Source organism: Lysinibacillus sp. 1 U-2021 (genome assembly GCF_029916965.1).
Taxonomy (GTDB): Bacteria; Bacillota; Bacilli; order Bacillales_A; family Planococcaceae; genus Lysinibacillus; species Lysinibacillus capsici.
In genome coordinates this window covers 3,921,278-3,940,568 of record NZ_CP123966.1, presented here as the reverse complement: position 1 = coordinate 3,940,568, position 19,291 = coordinate 3,921,278, and the positions used below count along the sequence as shown (strand labels likewise).

25 protein-coding genes are annotated in these 19,291 nt (G+C 37.6%); 18 read left to right on the top strand and 7 right to left on the bottom strand.

All coding sequences use genetic code 11. The features are described 5' to 3' along the window. The 6 genes from QH639_RS20835 to QH639_RS20810 all read left to right on the top strand — a co-directional run bounded on the left by QH639_RS20835 (position 1) and on the right by QH639_RS20810 (position 3,020). Positions 1-732 (top strand): hypothetical protein, encoded by a 732-nt coding sequence (locus QH639_RS20835; protein ID WP_281115186.1) that lies wholly within the window; start codon positions 1-3, stop codon positions 730-732. A 5-nt stretch (positions 733-737) separates the two neighbouring features. After that, positions 738-965: a hypothetical protein gene (locus QH639_RS20830; RefSeq protein WP_281115185.1), complete on the top strand. Its 228-nt coding sequence runs from the start codon at positions 738-740 to the stop codon at positions 963-965. After that, entirely contained in the window at positions 965-1,126 is a 162-nt protein-coding gene (locus QH639_RS20825; protein WP_281115184.1) for a hypothetical protein, read from the top strand. Before QH639_RS20830 ends, QH639_RS20825 begins: the two co-directional genes overlap by 1 nt. A 748-nt stretch (positions 1,127-1,874) precedes the next feature. After that, entirely contained in the window at positions 1,875-2,072 is a 198-nt protein-coding gene (locus tag QH639_RS20820) for a hemolysin XhlA family protein (RefSeq protein WP_281115183.1), read from the top strand. Position 2,073: 1 nt separating this feature from the next. Continuing rightward, a complete protein-coding gene (locus tag QH639_RS20815; RefSeq protein WP_281115182.1) occupies positions 2,074-2,337 on the top strand; it encodes a phage holin in 264 nt (87 codons plus the stop codon). After that, positions 2,334-3,020, top strand: a complete 687-nt coding sequence (locus tag QH639_RS20810) for a M15 family metallopeptidase (protein ID WP_281115181.1) — start codon at positions 2,334-2,336, stop codon at positions 3,018-3,020. Before QH639_RS20815 ends, QH639_RS20810 begins: the two co-directional genes overlap by 4 nt. 52 nt (positions 3,021-3,072) lie before the next feature. On the opposite strand, the gene QH639_RS20805 is transcribed toward QH639_RS20810, so the two are convergent. The 3 genes from QH639_RS20805 to QH639_RS20795 all read right to left on the bottom strand — a co-directional run bounded on the left by QH639_RS20805 (position 3,073) and on the right by QH639_RS20795 (position 4,181). Next, complete coding sequence (locus QH639_RS20805) at positions 3,073-3,336, bottom strand: hypothetical protein (RefSeq protein ID WP_281115180.1); 264 nt, start codon at positions 3,334-3,336, stop codon at positions 3,073-3,075. A 24-nt stretch (positions 3,337-3,360) separates the two neighbouring features. Continuing rightward, positions 3,361-3,882: a PH domain-containing protein gene (locus tag QH639_RS20800; RefSeq protein WP_281115179.1), complete on the bottom strand. Its 522-nt coding sequence runs from the start codon at positions 3,880-3,882 to the stop codon at positions 3,361-3,363. Positions 3,883-3,968: 86 nt separating this feature from the next. Further along, positions 3,969-4,181 carry a helix-turn-helix domain-containing protein gene (locus QH639_RS20795; protein WP_281115178.1) on the bottom strand — a complete coding sequence of 71 codons (213 nt, stop codon included), beginning with the start codon at positions 4,179-4,181 and terminating at the stop codon, positions 3,969-3,971. Positions 4,182-4,441: 260 nt separating this feature from the next. Here QH639_RS20795 and QH639_RS20790 point away from each other — a divergent pair, with 260 nt between their 5' ends. Genes QH639_RS20790 through QH639_RS20780 form a run of 3 tightly spaced genes read left to right on the top strand, consistent with a single transcriptional unit; the run spans position 4,442 to position 6,822 of the window. Continuing rightward, entirely contained in the window at positions 4,442-5,740 is a 1,299-nt protein-coding gene (locus QH639_RS20790; RefSeq protein ID WP_281115177.1) for an FtsK/SpoIIIE domain-containing protein, read from the top strand. After that, positions 5,679-6,275: a replication-relaxation family protein gene (locus QH639_RS20785; RefSeq protein ID WP_281115176.1), complete on the top strand. Its 597-nt coding sequence runs from the start codon at positions 5,679-5,681 to the stop codon at positions 6,273-6,275. Before QH639_RS20790 ends, QH639_RS20785 begins: the two co-directional genes overlap by 62 nt. Before the next feature lie 13 nt (positions 6,276-6,288). Next, on the top strand, positions 6,289-6,822 hold the full coding sequence (locus QH639_RS20780) for a hypothetical protein (protein ID WP_281115175.1): 534 nt from the start codon (positions 6,289-6,291) through the stop codon (positions 6,820-6,822). A gap of 50 nt (positions 6,823-6,872) precedes the next feature. On the opposite strand, the gene rlmD is transcribed toward QH639_RS20780, so the two are convergent. The 3 genes from rlmD to QH639_RS20765 are packed head-to-tail and all read right to left on the bottom strand — an operon-like array spanning position 6,873 to position 10,099. Further along, positions 6,873-8,261 carry a 23S rRNA (uracil(1939)-C(5))-methyltransferase RlmD gene (gene rlmD, locus QH639_RS20775; protein WP_281115174.1) on the bottom strand — a complete coding sequence of 463 codons (1,389 nt, stop codon included), beginning with the start codon at positions 8,259-8,261 and terminating at the stop codon, positions 6,873-6,875. Positions 8,262-8,298: 37 nt separating this feature from the next. Next, positions 8,299-9,123 carry a polysaccharide deacetylase family protein gene (locus QH639_RS20770; protein ID WP_009371550.1) on the bottom strand — a complete coding sequence of 275 codons (825 nt, stop codon included), beginning with the start codon at positions 9,121-9,123 and terminating at the stop codon, positions 8,299-8,301. A 58-nt stretch (positions 9,124-9,181) separates the two neighbouring features. Further along, on the bottom strand, positions 9,182-10,099 hold the full coding sequence (locus tag QH639_RS20765; protein WP_131521936.1) for a TIGR01777 family oxidoreductase: 918 nt from the start codon (positions 10,097-10,099) through the stop codon (positions 9,182-9,184). A 204-nt stretch (positions 10,100-10,303) separates the two neighbouring features. Here QH639_RS20765 and recX point away from each other — a divergent pair, with 204 nt between their 5' ends. Genes recX through QH639_RS20750 form a run of 3 tightly spaced genes read left to right on the top strand, consistent with a single transcriptional unit; the run spans position 10,304 to position 11,703 of the window. Then, complete coding sequence (recX, locus tag QH639_RS20760) at positions 10,304-11,107, top strand: recombination regulator RecX (RefSeq protein ID WP_036219262.1); 804 nt, start codon at positions 10,304-10,306, stop codon at positions 11,105-11,107. Beyond that, positions 11,104-11,433, top strand: a complete 330-nt coding sequence (locus QH639_RS20755) for a YfhH family protein (RefSeq protein ID WP_036076977.1) — start codon at positions 11,104-11,106, stop codon at positions 11,431-11,433. Before recX ends, QH639_RS20755 begins: the two co-directional genes overlap by 4 nt. Then, positions 11,434-11,703, top strand: coding sequence for a YfhJ family protein (locus QH639_RS20750; RefSeq protein WP_048394780.1), 270 nt, complete (start codon positions 11,434-11,436; stop codon positions 11,701-11,703). Positions 11,704-11,739: 36 nt separating this feature from the next. Here the strand turns inward: QH639_RS20750 and QH639_RS20745 are convergent, their stop codons facing one another. Further along, entirely contained in the window at positions 11,740-12,726 is a 987-nt protein-coding gene (locus QH639_RS20745; RefSeq protein WP_054549020.1) for a metal-dependent hydrolase, read from the bottom strand. 197 nt (positions 12,727-12,923) lie between these two features. Here QH639_RS20745 and mutY point away from each other — a divergent pair, with 197 nt between their 5' ends. From mutY to QH639_RS20715, 6 genes are all read left to right on the top strand, one after another. Then, positions 12,924-13,973, top strand: coding sequence for an A/G-specific adenine glycosylase (gene mutY / locus QH639_RS20740; protein ID WP_048394777.1), 1,050 nt, complete (start codon positions 12,924-12,926; stop codon positions 13,971-13,973). A gap of 77 nt (positions 13,974-14,050) precedes the next feature. Then, positions 14,051-14,230, top strand: coding sequence for a gamma-type small acid-soluble spore protein (locus tag QH639_RS20735; protein WP_004230485.1), 180 nt, complete (start codon positions 14,051-14,053; stop codon positions 14,228-14,230). Positions 14,231-14,548: 318 nt separating this feature from the next. Beyond that, positions 14,549-15,100 carry a nucleoside tri-diphosphate phosphatase gene (gene ntdP, locus QH639_RS20730; RefSeq protein WP_004230486.1) on the top strand — a complete coding sequence of 184 codons (552 nt, stop codon included), beginning with the start codon at positions 14,549-14,551 and terminating at the stop codon, positions 15,098-15,100. Positions 15,101-15,279: 179 nt separating this feature from the next. Next, positions 15,280-17,025 (top strand): ABC transporter ATP-binding protein, encoded by a 1,746-nt coding sequence (locus tag QH639_RS20725; RefSeq protein ID WP_281115173.1) that lies wholly within the window; start codon positions 15,280-15,282, stop codon positions 17,023-17,025. 296 nt (positions 17,026-17,321) lie between these two features. Next, positions 17,322-18,335 (top strand): ABC transporter ATP-binding protein, encoded by a 1,014-nt coding sequence (locus tag QH639_RS20720; protein ID WP_009371539.1) that lies wholly within the window; start codon positions 17,322-17,324, stop codon positions 18,333-18,335. Next, positions 18,310-19,290, top strand: a complete 981-nt coding sequence (locus QH639_RS20715) for an ABC transporter ATP-binding protein (RefSeq protein ID WP_131521934.1) — start codon at positions 18,310-18,312, stop codon at positions 19,288-19,290. The genes QH639_RS20720 and QH639_RS20715 overlap by 26 nt, the downstream gene beginning before the upstream one ends. Position 19,291 lies beyond the last annotated feature (1 nt).

Sequence of the window (19,291 nt, the reverse complement as noted above, 5' to 3'; positions counted from 1 at the left end):
ATGCCAGAAATCATTTTACCAACTGCTGCAAAGCAGAATGATATTCAAACAAAAGTAACGGATGTACAAACCAAAGTTAACACGAATTTAGGTTCTAACGCTGATGCCTCCAGCGCAACAGGTAGCGTACATGCGAAGTTGAAAGACATTAAGACAGAGATAGTGACATCTGCAGACGCCATTTTCGGTATCTTGGACAAGAGTGTAGACGACTATACATTTATTAACACAACAAATCAGACGCTTCTGCAGACTGATAGTGTAGCTAGTACAACGGTATACACACCTTTAAAGAAACTAAAACTAGAAGTAATAACAGGGAAGGGTATTTTAGGTAACTTTTCTTTAAAATTTGAAGCGTATAATACTGCAGGAACCACAGGCGCGAAGGTGTCAACAACCTCTTATATGCGTTTAATTGTAGACGGACAAACATTGATAGAATTTGACAATCTTAATGGTAATTTAGGAACTTTATCAAATCCAACAGGTTTTACTTTAGCTGTTAAAACTAACTCAGAACAATTACTCGGAAATGAGTTCAACCAAGGTTATGTATATAAATTAACATCAACAGATGGGAGCAATACTCTTACATTATCTTTACCACTCCATATCAAATTCAATTCAAAAATTGAAATAGAAGCAGCTTTATCAGTTACAGGAATGAACGGTACTACAAACACTTCTGGACTTGCTAAATACTCTTACGCTGTCGCGCTGGAGGTGTAATTTATATGGCTCTTGAAATTTTACGTTCTTATGAACAAAACGGTCTATTTATAACTGAATATACCCCAAATGGCGTTGATGTGACTCATATTGAACGCAGACCGACTATTGTGCCACCTACAGGTTCTAATGTATCACCGCCAACAGTAGAAGAAATGCAGGCACAAACGCTTATCAATACAGAATACTTAATTGCCATGAATGAAATGGGCATCCAGGGAGGAAACGTATAATGAAGGTATATGACTTATGTAAATTTTTAATTGATCGCAACCGATACAGCTACGATGATATGTTGAAAAAGGTGAATGTCTTTTATGCCAACAATCAGCTGGCTGATGAAGAATATACGCAATTATTAACAGAAATGGACGCTCAACAAACGCAAGCATAGACTTAGCGTTATTTTTATTGTCTAAATGAATGGGTACGTTAAATTTTCTTAACCTTGTCGGAAACATATTGCTATACTTTATAACTGGAATTATGATGACGATAGGGGAAATAAGTATAAAGATCTACCGCTGACGGATCGCCGTATGCGATGAAAGTCGCCTGTACGGTGAAGGCTCGTTATAAAACCAATAGGTATAAGACGAGAATAGCATACCAACATCGTACCCAGCGCCTGTAATTGGAAATATCACGATAACACCGCTAGGGAATGGAAGCTATAAAATCTCAGGAAGCGCTGGAACGTTACCTGCAAACGCTGAAGAAGCACAAATTTTTACAACTTCTAATCGTGCCCCAGGTACTGTATTAGCATGGAAAGCTGTGAATCCTGATGGTTCATTTGAATTGACAATTAATACAAACTTAGCTGAAGTATGGATTTTTGGCGCTTATTTAGATCCAGGTTGGAAGTATAGTGATGAAGTAGAACTTACTATACCGCAATAAACGGAGTCTTTGTAGTAAGCTTTTGTGAAATGAGTTATGTAATCTGCAAACCTTACCTTATCATCGGATGAAGGTTCTGCTAAATTAATGCTAGTAAGATTAAAGGACGCGTCAATTCAGGCGTGTCCTTTTTTGGGCGTTACCTTCCCCAGATAATTGTGGAGGGCTATTTTTATACAACAAGACCTAAGCAATGCACTGTACCGAGCAGTGCTATTTTTATTGACGAGGTGATTCACATGGAGCAACGAATGGAAAGATTAGAAACTGATATGACAGATGTAAAAACACGTCTGGCTGTTGCTGAATCAAATATTAAAGAAATTCGCGAAGATATAGGTGGAATTAAAGACAACACAACTTGGATATTAAGATTGCTTATAGGCGGTCTTATAAGTGCAATATTTGCTTTTATTATTAAAGGGGGACTGATGTAATATGAAAATCAACTGGAAAGTACGTCTACAACATAAACAATTTTGGGTGTCATTAATCGCATTACTACTAGTGCTTGCTAATCAAATAGCAGGCATTTTTAATGTCGATATTACGATTTACAATGCACAAATTACAGCCATTTCAGAGACTGTTTTAAGCATTTTAGGATTGCTTGGTATTATTATCGACCCAACTACTGTTGGTACATCTGACAGTACCCAGGCGCTTAAATATGATGCACCTCGAAAGGAAGATGTGAAATGAGTACAAGCGTAACTCACACATGCCGAGATTTAAGCGAATTAACTGTAGCTGCTCAAACTGCATGTCGCCTATTGTTCCAGGAATGTTACAAAGCTGGAATCGTGGATATTTTTATAACAGAGACTTATCGCAGCCAAGCACGGCAAAATTATTTACATGAGCAAGGACGTACAAGGCTTTTTGATGATGCAGGAAATAAATTATATAAAGTTACATGGACTCTATTAAGTAATCACACATCACGTAGGGCGTGGGATATTGCCGTAGCTCCGCCTCGCGATCTATATGATAAATCTACATTGTCAAAGGTCGGTGCAATTGCCAAAAAGTTAGGGATCACATGGGGAGGGTATTGGCCTGCTGGACAATATGATGCCCCTCATTTCGAGGTTCCTACAACATGGAAAATACCTGCAGGTTATAAATTAGAAGGACAAGTAATTGTTCCATCCAACAGCAAATTAAAAGTACAACTATTTGTTGAAGATAAACCAAAAGAAAAGGATGATGATGTTATGAAATTTACAAATCCAACAACTGAAAATGCAGTACGTGATTACATTAAACAATCAGTTGATAAAAAACTGGTCGATAAATCTTGGTTGGAGAAATTCGATAATGGAAGCATGACAAGTGGTGATTTTGAAGGATTGAAGATTATCATTGCACAACGTAGTGCTTAACAGCAAATGCCCAGGCGCTCATTCAAAAGTGAGTACCTGGGCTTTTTTTGAGTTAAACATCTGCAATTTCAACACTTTCTATTGAGCTACCTTCAGTAACATCTACTACTACCAATTTAGAATTAACAATAATTAATGCAGCGCGGTCACTAAAGTGAACTGACCATTTATGACTACTTGAATCGTAGTAAGTTAATTCGTTCATTTGAGTTAAGATATTAAAATCTAAAGCCTCTAGCTCTAACTGTGACTGTAACCAATTCAACAAATTATCAGTTTGTTTTAATTCAGAAACTATTACTACTTCGCCATCCATACTAAGTCCCTCCTTGATTGTGTCTTATATCCCTAACAATTGCTTTTTCTTCGCATCAAATTCTTCCTGAGTGATTAATTCATCCTCTAATAGTTCCTTCAATTCACGGATCTCGTCAGCGACATCATACATATCCTTTTCCACTTTACCTGCAGGAGCAGAAGATGTTTTGGCCATTGATTTAAGGTTCTCAATAGCTGCTTTAATTTCTAAAGCAATATGAGCTGGCACATCATCAATGATAGCTACGTTTCCAGTAGATACGATTTCAATTTTTGAGTAAACAAGTTTATTTGAAATGTTAATGCTGCTAATCGATGCTAAAGGAATGCTTCTTTCATCGTTTGAAACAATGCCTTTGATTTCATGTAATAAAATACGTTGGTCAGTTACATAAAGCTGTTTGATGCCTTTAACGGATGCACATACAGCTAGTAGCGTTTCACCTTGTTCAGTCAGTCGATCATCAAACATTTGAATTTGTTTAGCCATTGCTTTCTTCTTACCAAAGCCAGCAAATTTAATTGTTTCTGCAATTGTATCCATGTCATGCACTCCTTACAGATATTTGTAATCTTATTTTATAGAAAATCCTACCAATATTACATAAAAAAACGAATAATCAGAACTAGTTATCCGTTTAATTTAATTTCAAAAATTTCGTTCATATCAGTGATCCCTAAGAAATTAATCACTTTTGCTACTTGTTCCCGATTAAAGGTTTTTCTTTGGTTATTCACCATTTCACTGATAACATTCTCCCTTAATCCAGTTCCTACGGCCACCTCTTTTTGGGTAATTCCCCTCTCAAATAGCACCATCTTCAATTTTAAGCGTACTTCCATAGATAAAATCCCCCTAATTAATAATAAATATTGCAAGTTAGGAATTTATTCTGAAATATCGACATAACAATGTATCAATATCACTTCTTGAATTAGTTCTCGATATAACACCTGATTTCCTTCTAGTGTACTTTTTAATCGAGAAGGTTGTCCTTATTAATGTATATGGGTTTGGAGCAGTTTATTTCGTTCCTGATCGATGCAACTCTTACTCCGTAAGATAACCGTGAAGTCTAGAAAGTTTAAAAGGGGGATCATGGATGCTTTTTGAATTAGTTACAAGTTCTATTTTTGGTGGAATTGCATTTCATGCGTTTATGAAGAAGAAGAATTTGTCTACAAATGAGAGTGGGAAAATTCAACGTATTATGTCACTGAGTGGACTAAATGTAAAAGATGGCAAAGACACACTGACTACACAATTGATAAAAAAGAAAAAGTATGAGTGGGGTTGGGAGTATAAGTACAAAATTCCATTGGGCCGTTGTTTTAATGACTATCTGTCTAAAGTAAATGTTTTAGAAGATGGTCTGAATAATAGACGAAAGCAGGTAAATTTCAATGATGTATTAGCATTGGACTGGAAAGGGGATGTGCTAAAAAACTTACAGCAATTATGGAAATCTAAATTAACAGAACAGAAAGAGATTGAGTTGAGTTTCGATGGATTATTAATTATAAGAGTTTACGATAATCCGATGCCGAAGAAGGTTGATTTTCACGCAGGAGAGAGCTGGAAAGTGCCTGTAGGAGTTGCTAGAACCTTAAATAGCTTTAGATACCATGACTTTGAAAAAGTGCCTCATATCATTCTAGGTGGTGCTACACGTTATGGTAAAAGCAATCTCATAAATTCGATAATTTGTAGCCTATTACATAGCAATTCAGGTGATGTTAAATTTTATCTTATTGATTTAAAGGGAGGAGTAGAGCTGTGTGACTATGAAAATATTAAGCAAACTGTATCAGTAGCATACGAACCAGAAGAAGCTTTAGAAACATTGCAACTAGCTTATAATCGTATGCGTTCTATTCAATCTGAATTAAAAAAAAGGGGAAAGAAGAGTGTGCAAGAAGCAGGGATGACATATCGCTATTTTATCATTGTGGATGAAGTAGGGGAATTAAACCCGTCAGAAGCGGTAACGAAAGAGGAAAAATTATTAAAGCAGCAATGTCAAACAATCATGAGCCAAATAGCAAGGATAGGAGCTGGATTGGGATTCAGACAAATTCTCGCAACTCAATATCCTACAGGAGACGTGATAAATAGGGCGTGTAAACAAAATTCAGATGCTAAGTTATCTTTTCGGGTTCAATCAGCAATAGCTTCCAGAGTTGTATTGGATACGGAAGGGGCAGAGTCACTTCCGCAAATTAAAGGTAGAGCAATTTACCAAACAGCAGATAAACGCGAAATACTACAAACGCCATTGATAACCCCAGATATTATAAATTCAATGATTCTTCCCAATTTGATAAATGAGGAGGAAAGCAATGAAAAAGAAACCATTATCCAGCAGAGAGGAACGGATATTGTTACTTTTACAGAAGTTTGATTTCTTAACAAGGGATCAAATAAATAAATGCCTCCGATTAGGATCAACACGAAATACAAATAGAGTGTTAAGCGATTTATCCAAGTATCTGCAATGCGTTAGAAATGGGTATCAAAGTATTTATTATTTAAGTCGTGAAGGTAGATTATATGTTGGTTGTGAAAAGATCAGAAAAAAGGGCAGCCATGTTGAACACACAGTAATGCGGAATGATATGTGGTTACATTATGGATGCCCTTCTGACTGGAAAAATGAATTAAAAATAGACAACAAAAAAACTGCTGTAATTGCTGATGCGATGTTTAATCAAGGTGGATTTTCTCATTTTCTTGAAGTGGATCACTTACAAACGATGCAAGAAAATCGTTTAAAGATAGCAAGGTACAAAGAGTTGATGCCTAACATTGCTTTGCAGTTGGGGCATTATCCTGTGTTAGTGTGGATGACCACAACTGAATTAAGGAAAAATCAATTAATAGAAGCTTGTAGTGGATTACCAAATTTTAAAATTTACACAATGGATGATATTCAATGAGGGAGGAATGTTAATGTTTAAAAAGGGTAGTAAAGCGAAGGTTGTTCCAACAAGTGAGTATACCGATTTTTCAGACCGATTTGCAGGTGATGAGAAGTATGCTACGTTAAGACATGTTGTAGTTGCTGGATCAGTACCCACTATTGCAGCAATTACAACAGGGTTATTTATGTATAACAATTTCAATGACTCATATACCTCTACGCTCCTTCCTGTTAATGTTCCAGTTCAGCAGCCTATTTTAGAGCCAGTGGCAGCACAAATACCTTCTGTAATACCTGTTAATGCCATTGCACAACCGACAGGTATCATTGCTGATAAATCCCTTGAAATGCTAGCTACAATTCTCGATCCAGTCGTCCAAGTATTAGTCGCAATTTCCTTCCCGATTGCAAGCGTGATTATGGTAGGAGCTTGCTTTTGGTTCATGATTGGAAATGGAGAAAAGGCATGGTCAATAATTATGAATGCAGGACTTGGATATGTATTAATACAAATGTCACCATTGTTCTTGGATATATTACGCACAATCGGTGAAGCGGTATAAAAAAGATGCAGCCTGTAAAATACAGACTACATCCCTTATAAGTCGCCAAACTATTTTTGATACTCAGGTTTTAAAACCATGTTGCAAATGCACTCAACCTGCGCCGTTTGTGCGAACATATCCACAGGCTGAATATACTCAACATGATAAAGCTTAGATAATTGTTGTAAGTCCTTTGCCAAAGTGGATGGGTTACAGGAGGTATAAACAAAACGTTTAGGTTTTAGTTTAAGGACTGTTCGAATAAATTCAGGTGCTAGTCCTGTACGTGGTGGATCTACCGTAATCACATCAGGAGTAAATCCTTCCTTGCGCCATTTTGCTAGGACACTTTCCGCTGTACCGACTGCATATTTCGTATGCTTGAAGCCATGGTTTCGAGCATTTTTACGAGCATCCTGAATGCTTTCAGGAATGACATCCATTCCACGAACTTCCTTCGCTTTATCCGCTAACCATAATCCAATTGTGCCAACGCCACAGTATGCATCAACCACTGTTTCTTTTCCCGTTAAAGCAGCAGCTTTTTTAATTTCATCATAAAGATGAACTGTTTGCGTTGGATTTAGTTGGAAGAAGGCGCGAGCGGATAAATCAAAAGCCAATTCACCAAGCTCTTCATGAATGGTTTCTTTGCCATCAAGTACAACAGTTTCATCACCGAAGATTAATGATGTTTTTTCACGGTTAATATTTTGCGCAATGGATACTATACTCGGATCAATTTTTTTAATACGTGTAATCAATTCAGCTAAATGAGGGATTTCTTTCCTTGTTGTGACAAGAACGACTTGTGTCTCCCCGGTACGAATACCTGTACGTACAACAATCGTACGCACTAAACCATCTAGCGTACGACCATCGTAAATAGTGATATTTAGCTTTTGCAAAATTTTTCGAGTGGCAACGGTGATTTTGGAAGTGATCGGATGTTGAACAAGGCAATCATTAATGTTTAACAGCTTATTACTTCCTTCAGCAAATAAACCTGCGTAAACACGCTTGCCTTCTTTACGTACTTGGAATTGGCTTTTATTACGATAATGCCAAGGATCATCCATGCCAAGTGTTTTTCGCACTTCAATTGTTTCGAGTAAAGGTTTGGCATAACGCTCTAATGCTTGTATAACTATGTCTCGCTTTTCTATTAGCTGTTTTTCATAGGTCATATGCTGAAGCTGGCAGCCGCCGCACTCATTGTACACTGGGCACGGTGCTTCCTGACGATGTTTTGAAGCTTTACGAATGGCTAAAATCTCTGCTTCAGCAAAATTACGTTGTGTTTTTGTTACTTGAGCTGTGATCTCTTCACCAGGAATGGCTCCTTTTACAAATATCACATTACGTTTATAAAAGCCTACACCTTCACCATTAATGCCTAGCCTTTTTATTGTTAGTGGGAATTTTTGTCCCACGGTCATTGTTGTTTGCTGCGTCAAACGTTCCACGTCCCTGCTCTATATTGTCATCTCCCCATTATAGCGAAGGAGCAGGCGATTGCAAAGCAACAGGGAAATCTTCGTATTCTAATACTAAATCATCAAGCGATAAGAACGTATAACCTTGCTTTTTAGCTTCTGCAATAAACATTGGTAATGCTTCGGCATTATCCTGTGCTACGGTATGCATTAAAATAACGGCACCAGGATGCAGTTGTTCCATAAGTGCATTATAAGCATAATCTGCCCCACGACGCTCATCCTTCATCCAATCCTTAAAGGCCACAGACCAGAAAATATGACGATAACCTTCAGCATTGCCCACCTCTAGCACTTTTGCATTAAAAATTCCTTCAGGTGGACGAGCGTATGTTGTACGATCGATGCCTGTCAATTCACGTAACTTGCCATCGAACTTTTGCCATTCTGCACGCATGCCATCTGGCGAAAGTCGAGCCATATTAGGGTGTCCATATGAGTGATTCCCAATAGTATGACCATCCTTCACCATACGTTTTACTAAATCGCTTGCACTGTCTAAGTAATGGCCTGTTAAAAAGAAAGTAGCAGGTACATTTTCTTTTTTCAATGTATCCAAAATACTTTCAGTAAAGCCGTTTTCATAGCCATTATCAAATGTTAAATAGGCAATTTTTTTATCTGCCTTCCCTTTATAAATCGCACCATATTTGTCGAGTAACTGATCGAGCTGTGCTCCTGCCTCTGCCTGCTCACCGTTTTTAGCACGTTTAAAACCCCAATGGTGTTCATCAGAACCAGCAGCAAAAAATGGATTAAAGCTAATTCCTGCGGCAATAATAAAAGTAGCAATTACCGCACCAACAATATGTTGTTTCCACATAAAAAACGCATCCTTTCTTTTTCATTAGAATGCGTAATTACTTAAAAAATTATCCAACTTAATTTTTTCTATTTTGAGCCTTTAACAAATTTTCAAGTGCTTGCTTTAAATAAGGGTATTTAAATATAAAATGTTGTTGTTCTAATAGGGTTGGTAGCACTTGTTGTCCTTCTAAAACAAGTATGCTTTGTTCACCGAGAGCTAAACGCATCGCAAAGCTAGGAACAGGCAGCCAATGACGTCTGCCCATGACTTCGGCAATCGTTTGACCAAATTCCTTCATTCTCATAGGATGCGGGGCTGTTATATTAAATGGTCCATGAATATTTTCATTTGTAATAGCAAAATAAATAGCACGTGCTACATCTTCAATATGTACCCATGAAAGCCATTGCTCCCCAGAGCCAATCGTTCCACCTATATGCATTTGATAGGGCAATAGCATGGGTGGAAGTGCGCCACTATTTCTACCTAAAATGACACCAAAGCGTGCAAGAGCCACACGAAAACCTAATGCTTCTGCTCGTTTCGCATGTCGCTCCCAATCGTGGACTGTAGTGCCTAAAAAATCAGTTGCGTAATTTGCAAAATCTTCATCATAGATGGCTTGTGTGGAAGTCGGGTATATACCAACTGCACTAGCATTGACAAGGACTTTTGGTTTTATCGTGAGCATGTCCATTATACGTATAATCTCTAGTGTGGCATTCATTCTGCTCCAATAGATAGCTTTCTTTTGCTTTTTTGTCCAACGACCATTATTTAATGAAACACCTGCTAAATTCACAAAGGCATCTACACCTTCAAAGATGGCCAAAGTTTGCTCCTGCTGATGTAGCCATTGAACATAGTGAACGCCATTTTCTAGTTTGGACTCATGACGCGTTAAGACAAAAATGTCATGTCCGTTGTCCTGCAATAGCTGTATAAGAGCTTTTCCAACAAAGCCAGTGCCACCTGCAATCACTATTTTCATAACAAGCACCTCTTTTCTCGAATAAAACGCTTACTAATAAGTTTATCATGTAAGCAAAAAGTAAACATCCTTAGGCATTAATTGCAGATCAGGAAGTTTACCCATGGAAGGAAGGGAATGCCCGCGAACAAAGGGAAATTAACCGTGCTAATTGTCAGATCCCCCATCAAGAAATGCTATAATGATAATAGTGAGGTGTTTGCTATGCGTATGATTACGAAAATTGCACGTCAAAAAAACAATCCTGAACGCTATAATATCTATTTAAATGAAGAGTATGCTTTTCCGGTTGATGAAGCCATTCTCATTCAATTTGGTTTAACAAAGGGAAAGGTGCTCGATGAATTCGAAATTCAAGAGATTGCCTATGAAGATGAGATACGTAAGGCATTTAATAAGGGGTTAAACTTCCTTTCATATCAAATGCGAAGTGAGCATGAGGTTAAGAAAAAACTGCTCAACTTAGAATTTGGAGAAGCTGTAGTGTTAGAGGCAATCCAAAAGTTAAAATCCTATGGCTTTATTAATGATGAAAACTATTCAAAGGCTCTTCTTGATACAAAGAAAGCTACTATGAAAAAAGGACCAAGAGCCATTAGACAAGACATGATCAAAAAAGGCATTGAGAAAAACTTGCAGGATGAGGTGCTTGCTACATATAGTTTTGAGGAACAAGTAAAACTGGCGAAGCAACTGGCAGAGAAAATTGTTCGAGCGGAGAGCAAGAAGACCCCAACACAGATTAAGACCAAAATTCAGGATTACTTATTAAGAAAAGGGTATGCTTTCTCGATTGTAGAAGAGGTGCTTAGCCAAGTTGAGATAGGGCAGGATGATGACAACTGGCAGCAGCTACTTGATGCTCAAGGCGAAAAAGTTTGGAAAAAGTACGTATCGAAGTATACTGGTTATGAGCTAAAAATGAAGGTTAAACAGGCGCTCTATCAAAAGGGTTTTCCTATAGAAGTAATAGATCGTTTTATAGAAGAGAAGGAGAATGAAGAATGAGTGAAAAAAATTATGCAGCTATGTCTGAACATGAATTGCGAGAGGAAATTGCTTTTCTAAAAGAGAAAGCTCGAAAGGCAGAACAGCTAGGGATTATCAATGAGTTTGCTGTTTATGAACGCAAAGCTTTAATGGCTGCGGCTTATTTAGTGGATCTTGATACAATCGTTCCAGGAGAAATGTATCGTATTGATGGTTCAGATAATGAGTTTTTCCAAGTAGATTATTTGAAGGGTCGCTTTGCTTGGGGTCATCGTTTAGGTGGAGACAAGTACCAAGAGGCACTACCAGTATCTATCCTTTCACCAGTAAAGGTGGGCAAATAAATGGATGAAAAAATTGAGAAACTAACACAAGAGTTACTTGCAAAGAATCCTCAGATGTCTGTTGGACGGGCACAGGTTTGGGTGGAGTTGTTATGGAGTGACTTTGAATCAACTGCCGCGAAAGCAGGGTATGATTATCGTGGGGCAGAGTATACAGAAAATCTTGTTCGTCAATTAATTGCAAGCTATGGTGATAAACTACATGCTTTTGCAGGGCGCAATCCGAAGTATATACATTTACTAGATGCTAGTGATGATATGGTACAATAATAAAAACCCTGACCAATATTGGTCAGGGTTTACTGCTTAATTACTCGCACCAATTTGTAGTTTTTTCTGGAGCTTATCTTCTGTAAAGATCCAGCCTGTGTAAGACGTAATAATGTCATTCGCATCATTTAAATGTGCTACGGCAACGAAAGGATAGCGATTGTCACTACGGTAACGCAAATCGATTAACCTTACTTCTATTAGGCCGTTTTCAAGCTCGGAAATCTCCCATCGATACATAGGAGAGAAAGACACAAATGCAGCTAAGTTAGGATCTTTCATTGCAGCATCTACAAGCGCAGTTTTAGGCAAAGGCTTAATTTCGAATTTATCGTAAATATTAACAGTCCTTCCATAAGCACGGCCAACATAATAATGAGTTTTGGACTTTGCTGCGATTCGCCAGTGGAAGAAGCGCATAGTAGGTGCTACAATGACATATTCTTCATCTTGAATAGTATGATGTACCGCGTTTTTTACTGCTTTTTGCACAGCAAAACGCAAAATATAGTAAATCACGATAACCACGTACATGATACTGAATGTCCATACTGGATTTGTGCCAAATGCCCATAACACAATACCTACACAATGTAAGGTAAAAATGATGGGATCGAAGGTATTAATGACACCTAACGCAACCCATTTTCGAGAGAAAGGTCGAATTGCTTGTGTACCATACGCGTTAAAAATATCGACAAAAACATGAAGTGCAACAGCTAAAAATGTCCAAAGCCATAAATGTAACACATTCACATCTTGCAAAATCAGTGATAAAACAATTGTAATTAAAATAGGCCATATAGCTACAGCTGGTAGTGAGTGTGTAATTCCACGATGATGTCTGATATAGATGGCGTTATTACGTAGTTTTAACACAGTGTCGACATCTGGAGCTTGTGAGCCAATAATTGTACCTGCCATTACTGCTGTAAAAGTCATTGAATGATTGGCTACTACAGGGTCAGCTAATGCAAGACCGCCAAGGGCAATACCCATAACGAAATGTGTACCTGAATCCAAAAATATCCACTCCTAGTATGCATTAAAATCGAGTACAATGTGCATACAACTTTATTTCGAACATAATAAAAGGTATATTGAAATATTCTGACACTCGTGCGAAAGCGACGATTATTGTCGATCTTCCACGAATATTCTTTTCTTCATTGTATACCCTTTTCATCATAAATTAAATCGTAAAAACAACGGAGGTCACTGTGAATTACCCATATGTAACAGAATTTCGACAATCATTAGTTGACTGGTTTAACACAGAGAAGCGTGATTTACCGTGGAGACACACAACAGATCCTTATAAAATTTGGGTATCTGAAGTGATGCTACAACAGACACGTGTCGACACAGTTATTCCTTATTACAATCGCTTTATGGAAAGTTTTCCAACATTAGATTTGCTTGCAGAAGCACCCCAAGAATACTTATTAAAGCATTGGGAAGGTCTTGGCTATTATTCTCGTGCTCGCAATTTACAAGCGGGTGCTCGTGAGGTTATAGAAAATTACGGTGGTATAGTACCTGACAATCGCCATGAAATATCTAAATTAAAAGGTGTTGGTCCCTATACTGCAGGTGCTATTTTAAGTATTGCCTATAATAAGCCTGAACATGCAGTTGACGGTAATGTTATGCGGGTTCTAAGTAGAGTGCTTGATATACATGAAGATATAGCTATTCCCAAAACGAAGAAAATTTTCGAAAGTGCGGTTGAGGAACTAATTGATCCTGATCATGCTTCATCGTTTAACCAGGGCTTAATGGAGCTGGGTGCACTTATTTGTACACCTACCTCTCCAAAATGTTTATTATGCCCAGTCAGAGAGTATTGCACAGCTTTTAATGAGGGAGAACCAGAAAAATTACCTGTCAAATCAAAAAAGATAAAAATGAAGCATCTCACATATGATGTTCTCGTATATGAAAATGACAAAGGACAATTTTTAATGCAACAACGTCCTGAGCAAGGCCTGCTAGCTAATCTATGGCAATTTCCAATGATTGATACAAGCCAATCTTCGGTAGAAAACTTTACAATGGAATATAAAGTAATTGTCCAAGCCAAACATGAATTACTTACATTTAAACATGTTTTTTCACATTTAACTTGGCATTTAAATAGCTATTATATAAAATGCGAATCGACTGAGCTAGGTGATTGGCTAAATCGTGAGCAAATAGAACTTTTACCGATGCCTGTGCCTATGCTAAAAATTTGGGATGAAGTAAAAAAGCAAACGGCAGGAAAATAAAACCTTCTTAAAATCATTGATACATGAGCATAAAAGTCATCACCTCCGTACACAATAACTAGCGTGGAGGTGAATGAATGATGAAAAAACAAAACAACCAAAATTTCCAACCGAATAAAAACATGCAACGTCAAAGTGAAGAGTTTGGTTATGAAACGGACGTAAATGAAGTGCAAAAGCAAAATGCGAAAGCAGAGCAAAAGAAAGCTCCAGCTTCTGGCCGTTTCTCAAAAACTAACCAAGATTTAGGTGAGTAACACTTTGTAACTGCATAATTGCATTTACCTCTAAGGGGCTGTCTTAAATCCGAAAAGATGAAAAAGACAGCCCCTTTCAAATTGTTTAGGTAAGTAAATCGTCAGCATAAAAGGAAATCCTCTATAGCATTAACTAAAAAATCCCATCAACGCTGACATTATAATAAAATTCGCTTATAATTGACTAAATTTTATACGAATTCAAAATAGCGTAGTGAAATTTGTGGTTTTCTAACTACACCTTTCGCGTACACATTGCTATAATATACTAGAGACTGCTAGATTTAGGTAGCATAGACGAAAAGGTGGGCTAACAAAATGGCATTACCGGTAGAAGGAGAAACGATACAAATACATAGTTATAAGCACAATGGCCGTATCCACCGTGTTTGGCAAGAAACGATGGTTTTAAAAGGAACGAAAAATATCGTAATCGGTGCGAATGAACGGACACTTGTGACAGAATCCGATGGTCGTACATGGCTAACGAGAGAGCCTTCGATTTGCTACTTCCATGCGGAACACTGGTTTAATATCATCTGTATGCTACGTGAAGACGGTGTGTATTATTATTGCAATCTAAGCTCACCATTTGTTTTCGATAATAATGCCATTAAATATATCGACTATGATTTAGATATTAAAGTTTTTCCTGACATGTCTTATACCCTTTTAGACGAGGATGAATATGAGCTCCATCGTAAGGAAATGTCTTATCCTGATGTCATAGATAAGATTTTAAAGCGCAATGTCGATAAATTAATAAGCTGGATTCAACAAAAAAGAGGACCATTTGCACCCGATTTCATCGATGTCTGGACAAATCGTTACAAGTTCCAGCTTGATATGCAGTCAGATGATCAATCATGACACCTATTAGTTTAACTAATAGGTGTTTTTTTATTGGAGGGGAACAGAGTGTTGTTAAGGCAAAGGTAAAATAGTCCGCTATAAAGTCATCATAACTGTATTTTAATCAAAATATTGCTATAATACATAGGGCATTCATCTTCGAATGTCTGTTTCTTTTGTAAGGATGTGATGATAAATTGGGAAGCATTAAGCGATATATGCGCTTTGTTAAACCCTATACATGGGAAATTATTTTAACGATTATCATTGGTATAGTAAAATTTGCTATTCCACTATTTATTCCACTGCTCATTAAGATTGTGCTAGACGATATTATTGCAGCAGATGACTTAACAGATGTAGAAAAAACAAAAGAACTATTTTATTGGCTAGGTGGCACTATTATTGTATTCTTTATTATCCGTCCACCTATTGAATATTATCGACAATATTTTGCACAACACGTAAGCAACAAGGTGCTATTTGATATTCGTAAGGAAATTTATGCACATTTACAGCGTTTAAGCTTAAGGTACTATGCCAATACACGAGCAGGAGATGTTATTTCAAGAGTAATTAATGATGTTGAACAAACAAAAACCTTTGTCATGACGGGTTTAATGAATGTTTGGTTAGATCTGGCGACAATTGTAATTGCGATTGCCATTATGCTAACCATGGATGTTAAGTTAACACTAGTAGCGTTAATCGCATTTCCATTTTATGCTTTCAGTGTGAAGTACTTTTTTGGCAAATTGAGAGATTTAACACGGAAACGATCTCAAGCTCTTGCAGGTGTACAAAGCTATCTACATGAACGTGTAGCTGGTATGAGCATTATTAAAAGCTTTACTTTAGAAAAGCATGAACAAAAATTGTTCGATTCAGCAAACGGTGAGTTTTTAGAAAAAGCGCTTGATCAAACAAAGTGGAATGCAAAATCATTTGCTGTCGTGAATACCATTACAGATGTAGCGCCATTACTAGTTATAGCCTATGCGGGCTATCAAGTAATAAATGGGTCACTTTCAGTTGGAACAATGGTTGCTTTTATTGCTTATATTGAACGTCTGTATGGCCCACTTCGTCGACTTGTTAGCTCGTCCACAACTTTAACGCAGTCAATCGCTTCAATGGATCGAATGTTCGATTTAATAGATGAGCCTTATGAAGTGAAGGATAAGGACTATGCTGGTGAACTCCCACGTGCAAATGGGCAGGTTCGCTTTCACAATGTATCCTTCCAATATGAAGAAACTGGCTCACCTATTATAGATGCTATCGATTTAACGATAAATCCTGGGGAGACTGTTGCCTTTGTAGGGATGAGTGGTGGTGGTAAGTCAACGATTATCAGTTTAATTCCTCGCTTTTATGATACAACAAGCGGGAAAGTGACCATTGATGGAAAAGATGTACGGGATGTTACTTTACATTCTTTACGATCTCAAATTGGTATTGTCCTGCAAGACAATATACTTTTTAGTGACTCTGTCAAAGAGAATATCTTAATGGGGAAACCAGATGCAACAGATGCACAGGTCATCGAAGCAGCGAAAGCGGCAAATGCCCATGACTTTATTATGAGTCTGCCTAATGGTTATGACACAAAGGTTGGGGAAAGAGGAGTAAAGCTCTCTGGCGGACAAAAACAACGAGTTGCCATTGCGCGTGTGTTTTTAAAAAATCCACCAATTTTAATCCTTGACGAGGCTACTTCTGCATTAGATCTAGAAAGTGAAGCACTGATTCAAGAATCATTAGACAAGCTTGCTCATGAACGAACAACTATTATTATTGCGCACCGTCTTTCTACAATTACCCATGCTGACAAGATATTCGTCATCGATCATGGTCAATTAATTGAAAGTGGAACACATGAACAGCTAATGGACAGTCAAGGGACATATTATAATTTATTCCAAGTACAGCATGTAGATTAAAATTTTCCGTAAAATACATGGTTTAAGAATTTTTTTCAAAAAAAGTCTTTCATTTATTCGAAAATGGAAGGCTATTTTTTTTTGAAAAATGTAAAAAATCATCTCTTTATAAGATTTTATTATTATCGAAGGCGATTATTGTAGAAATCTTATGTAATTTGCAGAATATTAATGATTGAAAGAGTAATGATTTTTAGTTAGAATTATCTGAAAATAAGGAATTTAACGAAAGTTATAGTATTCTATTAATATTATTATACATTTGAGTAAAATATAGGTAGGGTGGGGCGTTACACATGAGGAAAAAACTACTAGAAATAAAAGGTTTGAAAACAACCTTTTTCACAGATAATGGGCAAATTCCTGCTGTAGACGATATCGATTTTTCTGTCCATGAAGGAGAAATTTTAGGGATTGTAGGAGAATCGGGAAGTGGTAAAAGTGTTACGTCGCTGTCCATCATGGGATTAATTCCATCACCACCAGGTAAAATAACTGGTGGAGAAATTTTGCTAGATGGCAAAAATATTGCTAAATGTACGGACAAACAAATGCAAAAAATACGTGGTAAAGACATTGCAATGATTTTCCAAGAGCCGATGACTTCGCTAAACCCTTTGTTCACGATTGGTGATCAGTTAAAGGAAGCTATATTAATCCACAATCCAAAATGGTCAAAAAAGGAAGCGTTTGCAAGAGCGGTTGAAATTATGAAATTGGTAGGTCTACCACGTGCTGAGGAATTGCTAAAGGACTACCCACATCAGCTGTCTGGCGGTATGCGTCAACGTGTGATGATTGCTATGGCACTTGTCTGTGACCCTCAAGTATTGATTGCGGATGAGCCTACAACTGCATTGGATGTTACGATACAAGCCCAAATTTTACAGCTTATGAAAGACTTAAATAAACGATTGAATACAGCTGTGTTGTTAATTACACATGATCTGGGGGTTGTCGCGGAAACTTGTGAGCGAGTGATTGTTATGTATGCAGGACAAATAGTGGAAGAGGCGCCGATTCATGAAATTTTCACTAATCCTAAACATCCCTATACACAAGGACTCATTCAATCAGTACCTGACATGCGTTATAAAAAGGAAAATTTATACTCCATTCCTGGAAGTGTACCGAAACCAGGAAGTATTCAGGTAGGCTGTCGTTTTGCGGCACGCTGTGAATATGCAATGGAACGTTGTTTACAGGAAACACCACCTTTATTTGAAGCAGCAGAGAATCATAAATCGAGATGTTTTTTACTAGAGAAGCAGGAGGTGGAGCAACGTGTCGAAAGCGTTATTAAAGGTTGAGGGGTTAAAAAAATATTTTCCGATTCGAAAGGGAGTCCTTAATTCACATGCCGGGGATGTAAAGGCTGTAGATGATGTTTCCTTTGAAGTATTTGAAGGAGAAACATTAGGAATTGTTGGCGAATCAGGCTGTGGTAAATCCACAACGGGTCGCTTATTAATGCGTTTACTAGAACCAACTGGAGGTAAGATAGAATTCGCAGGTAAAATGATTTCAGAATTATCCAACAATGAAATGAGGAAGGCACGTAGAGATATTCAAATGATTTTTCAGGATCCCTATGCCTCACTAAATCCTCGCCATAACATTGGCAAAATTTTAGAGGAGCCCCTTATTGTTCATGGGATAGGTAATGCCAAAGAGCGAAAACAGAAAGTGTTGGAGCTACTTGAGATTGTTGGATTGAATGAGTATCATATCAAGCGCTATCCGCATCAATTTAGTGGAGGGCAAAGGCAACGTATCGGCATTGCTAGAGCCCTGATGACCAATCCACGCTTAATTATTGCGGACGAGCCAGTATCTGCACTTGATGTGTCCATTCAGGCACAGGTTTTGAATTTATTGCAAAAGCTGCAAAAGGATTTAAAGCTAACTTATATTTTTATTTCCCATGATTTAGGGGTTGTACGTCATATCAGTAATCGAGTTGGCGTTATGTATTTAGGTAAATTAGTTGAGCTGACAGCGAGTGAGGACTTATATGCTGAACCGCTTCATCCATATACACAAGCACTTTTATCTTCGGTTCCTGTTCCAGATCCTACGTTTGAACGGGAACAGATCATCATTTCTGGAGATATTCCAAGTGCATCAAACCCGCCAAGCGGTTGTACATTCCATACGAGATGTCCATTTAAAAAGGATCAGTGCTCACAGGTAGTGCCTAAAATGCAAGAAGTGAAACCAGGTCATTATGTTGCTTGCCATCTTTACGAGGCACTACAACATTAAA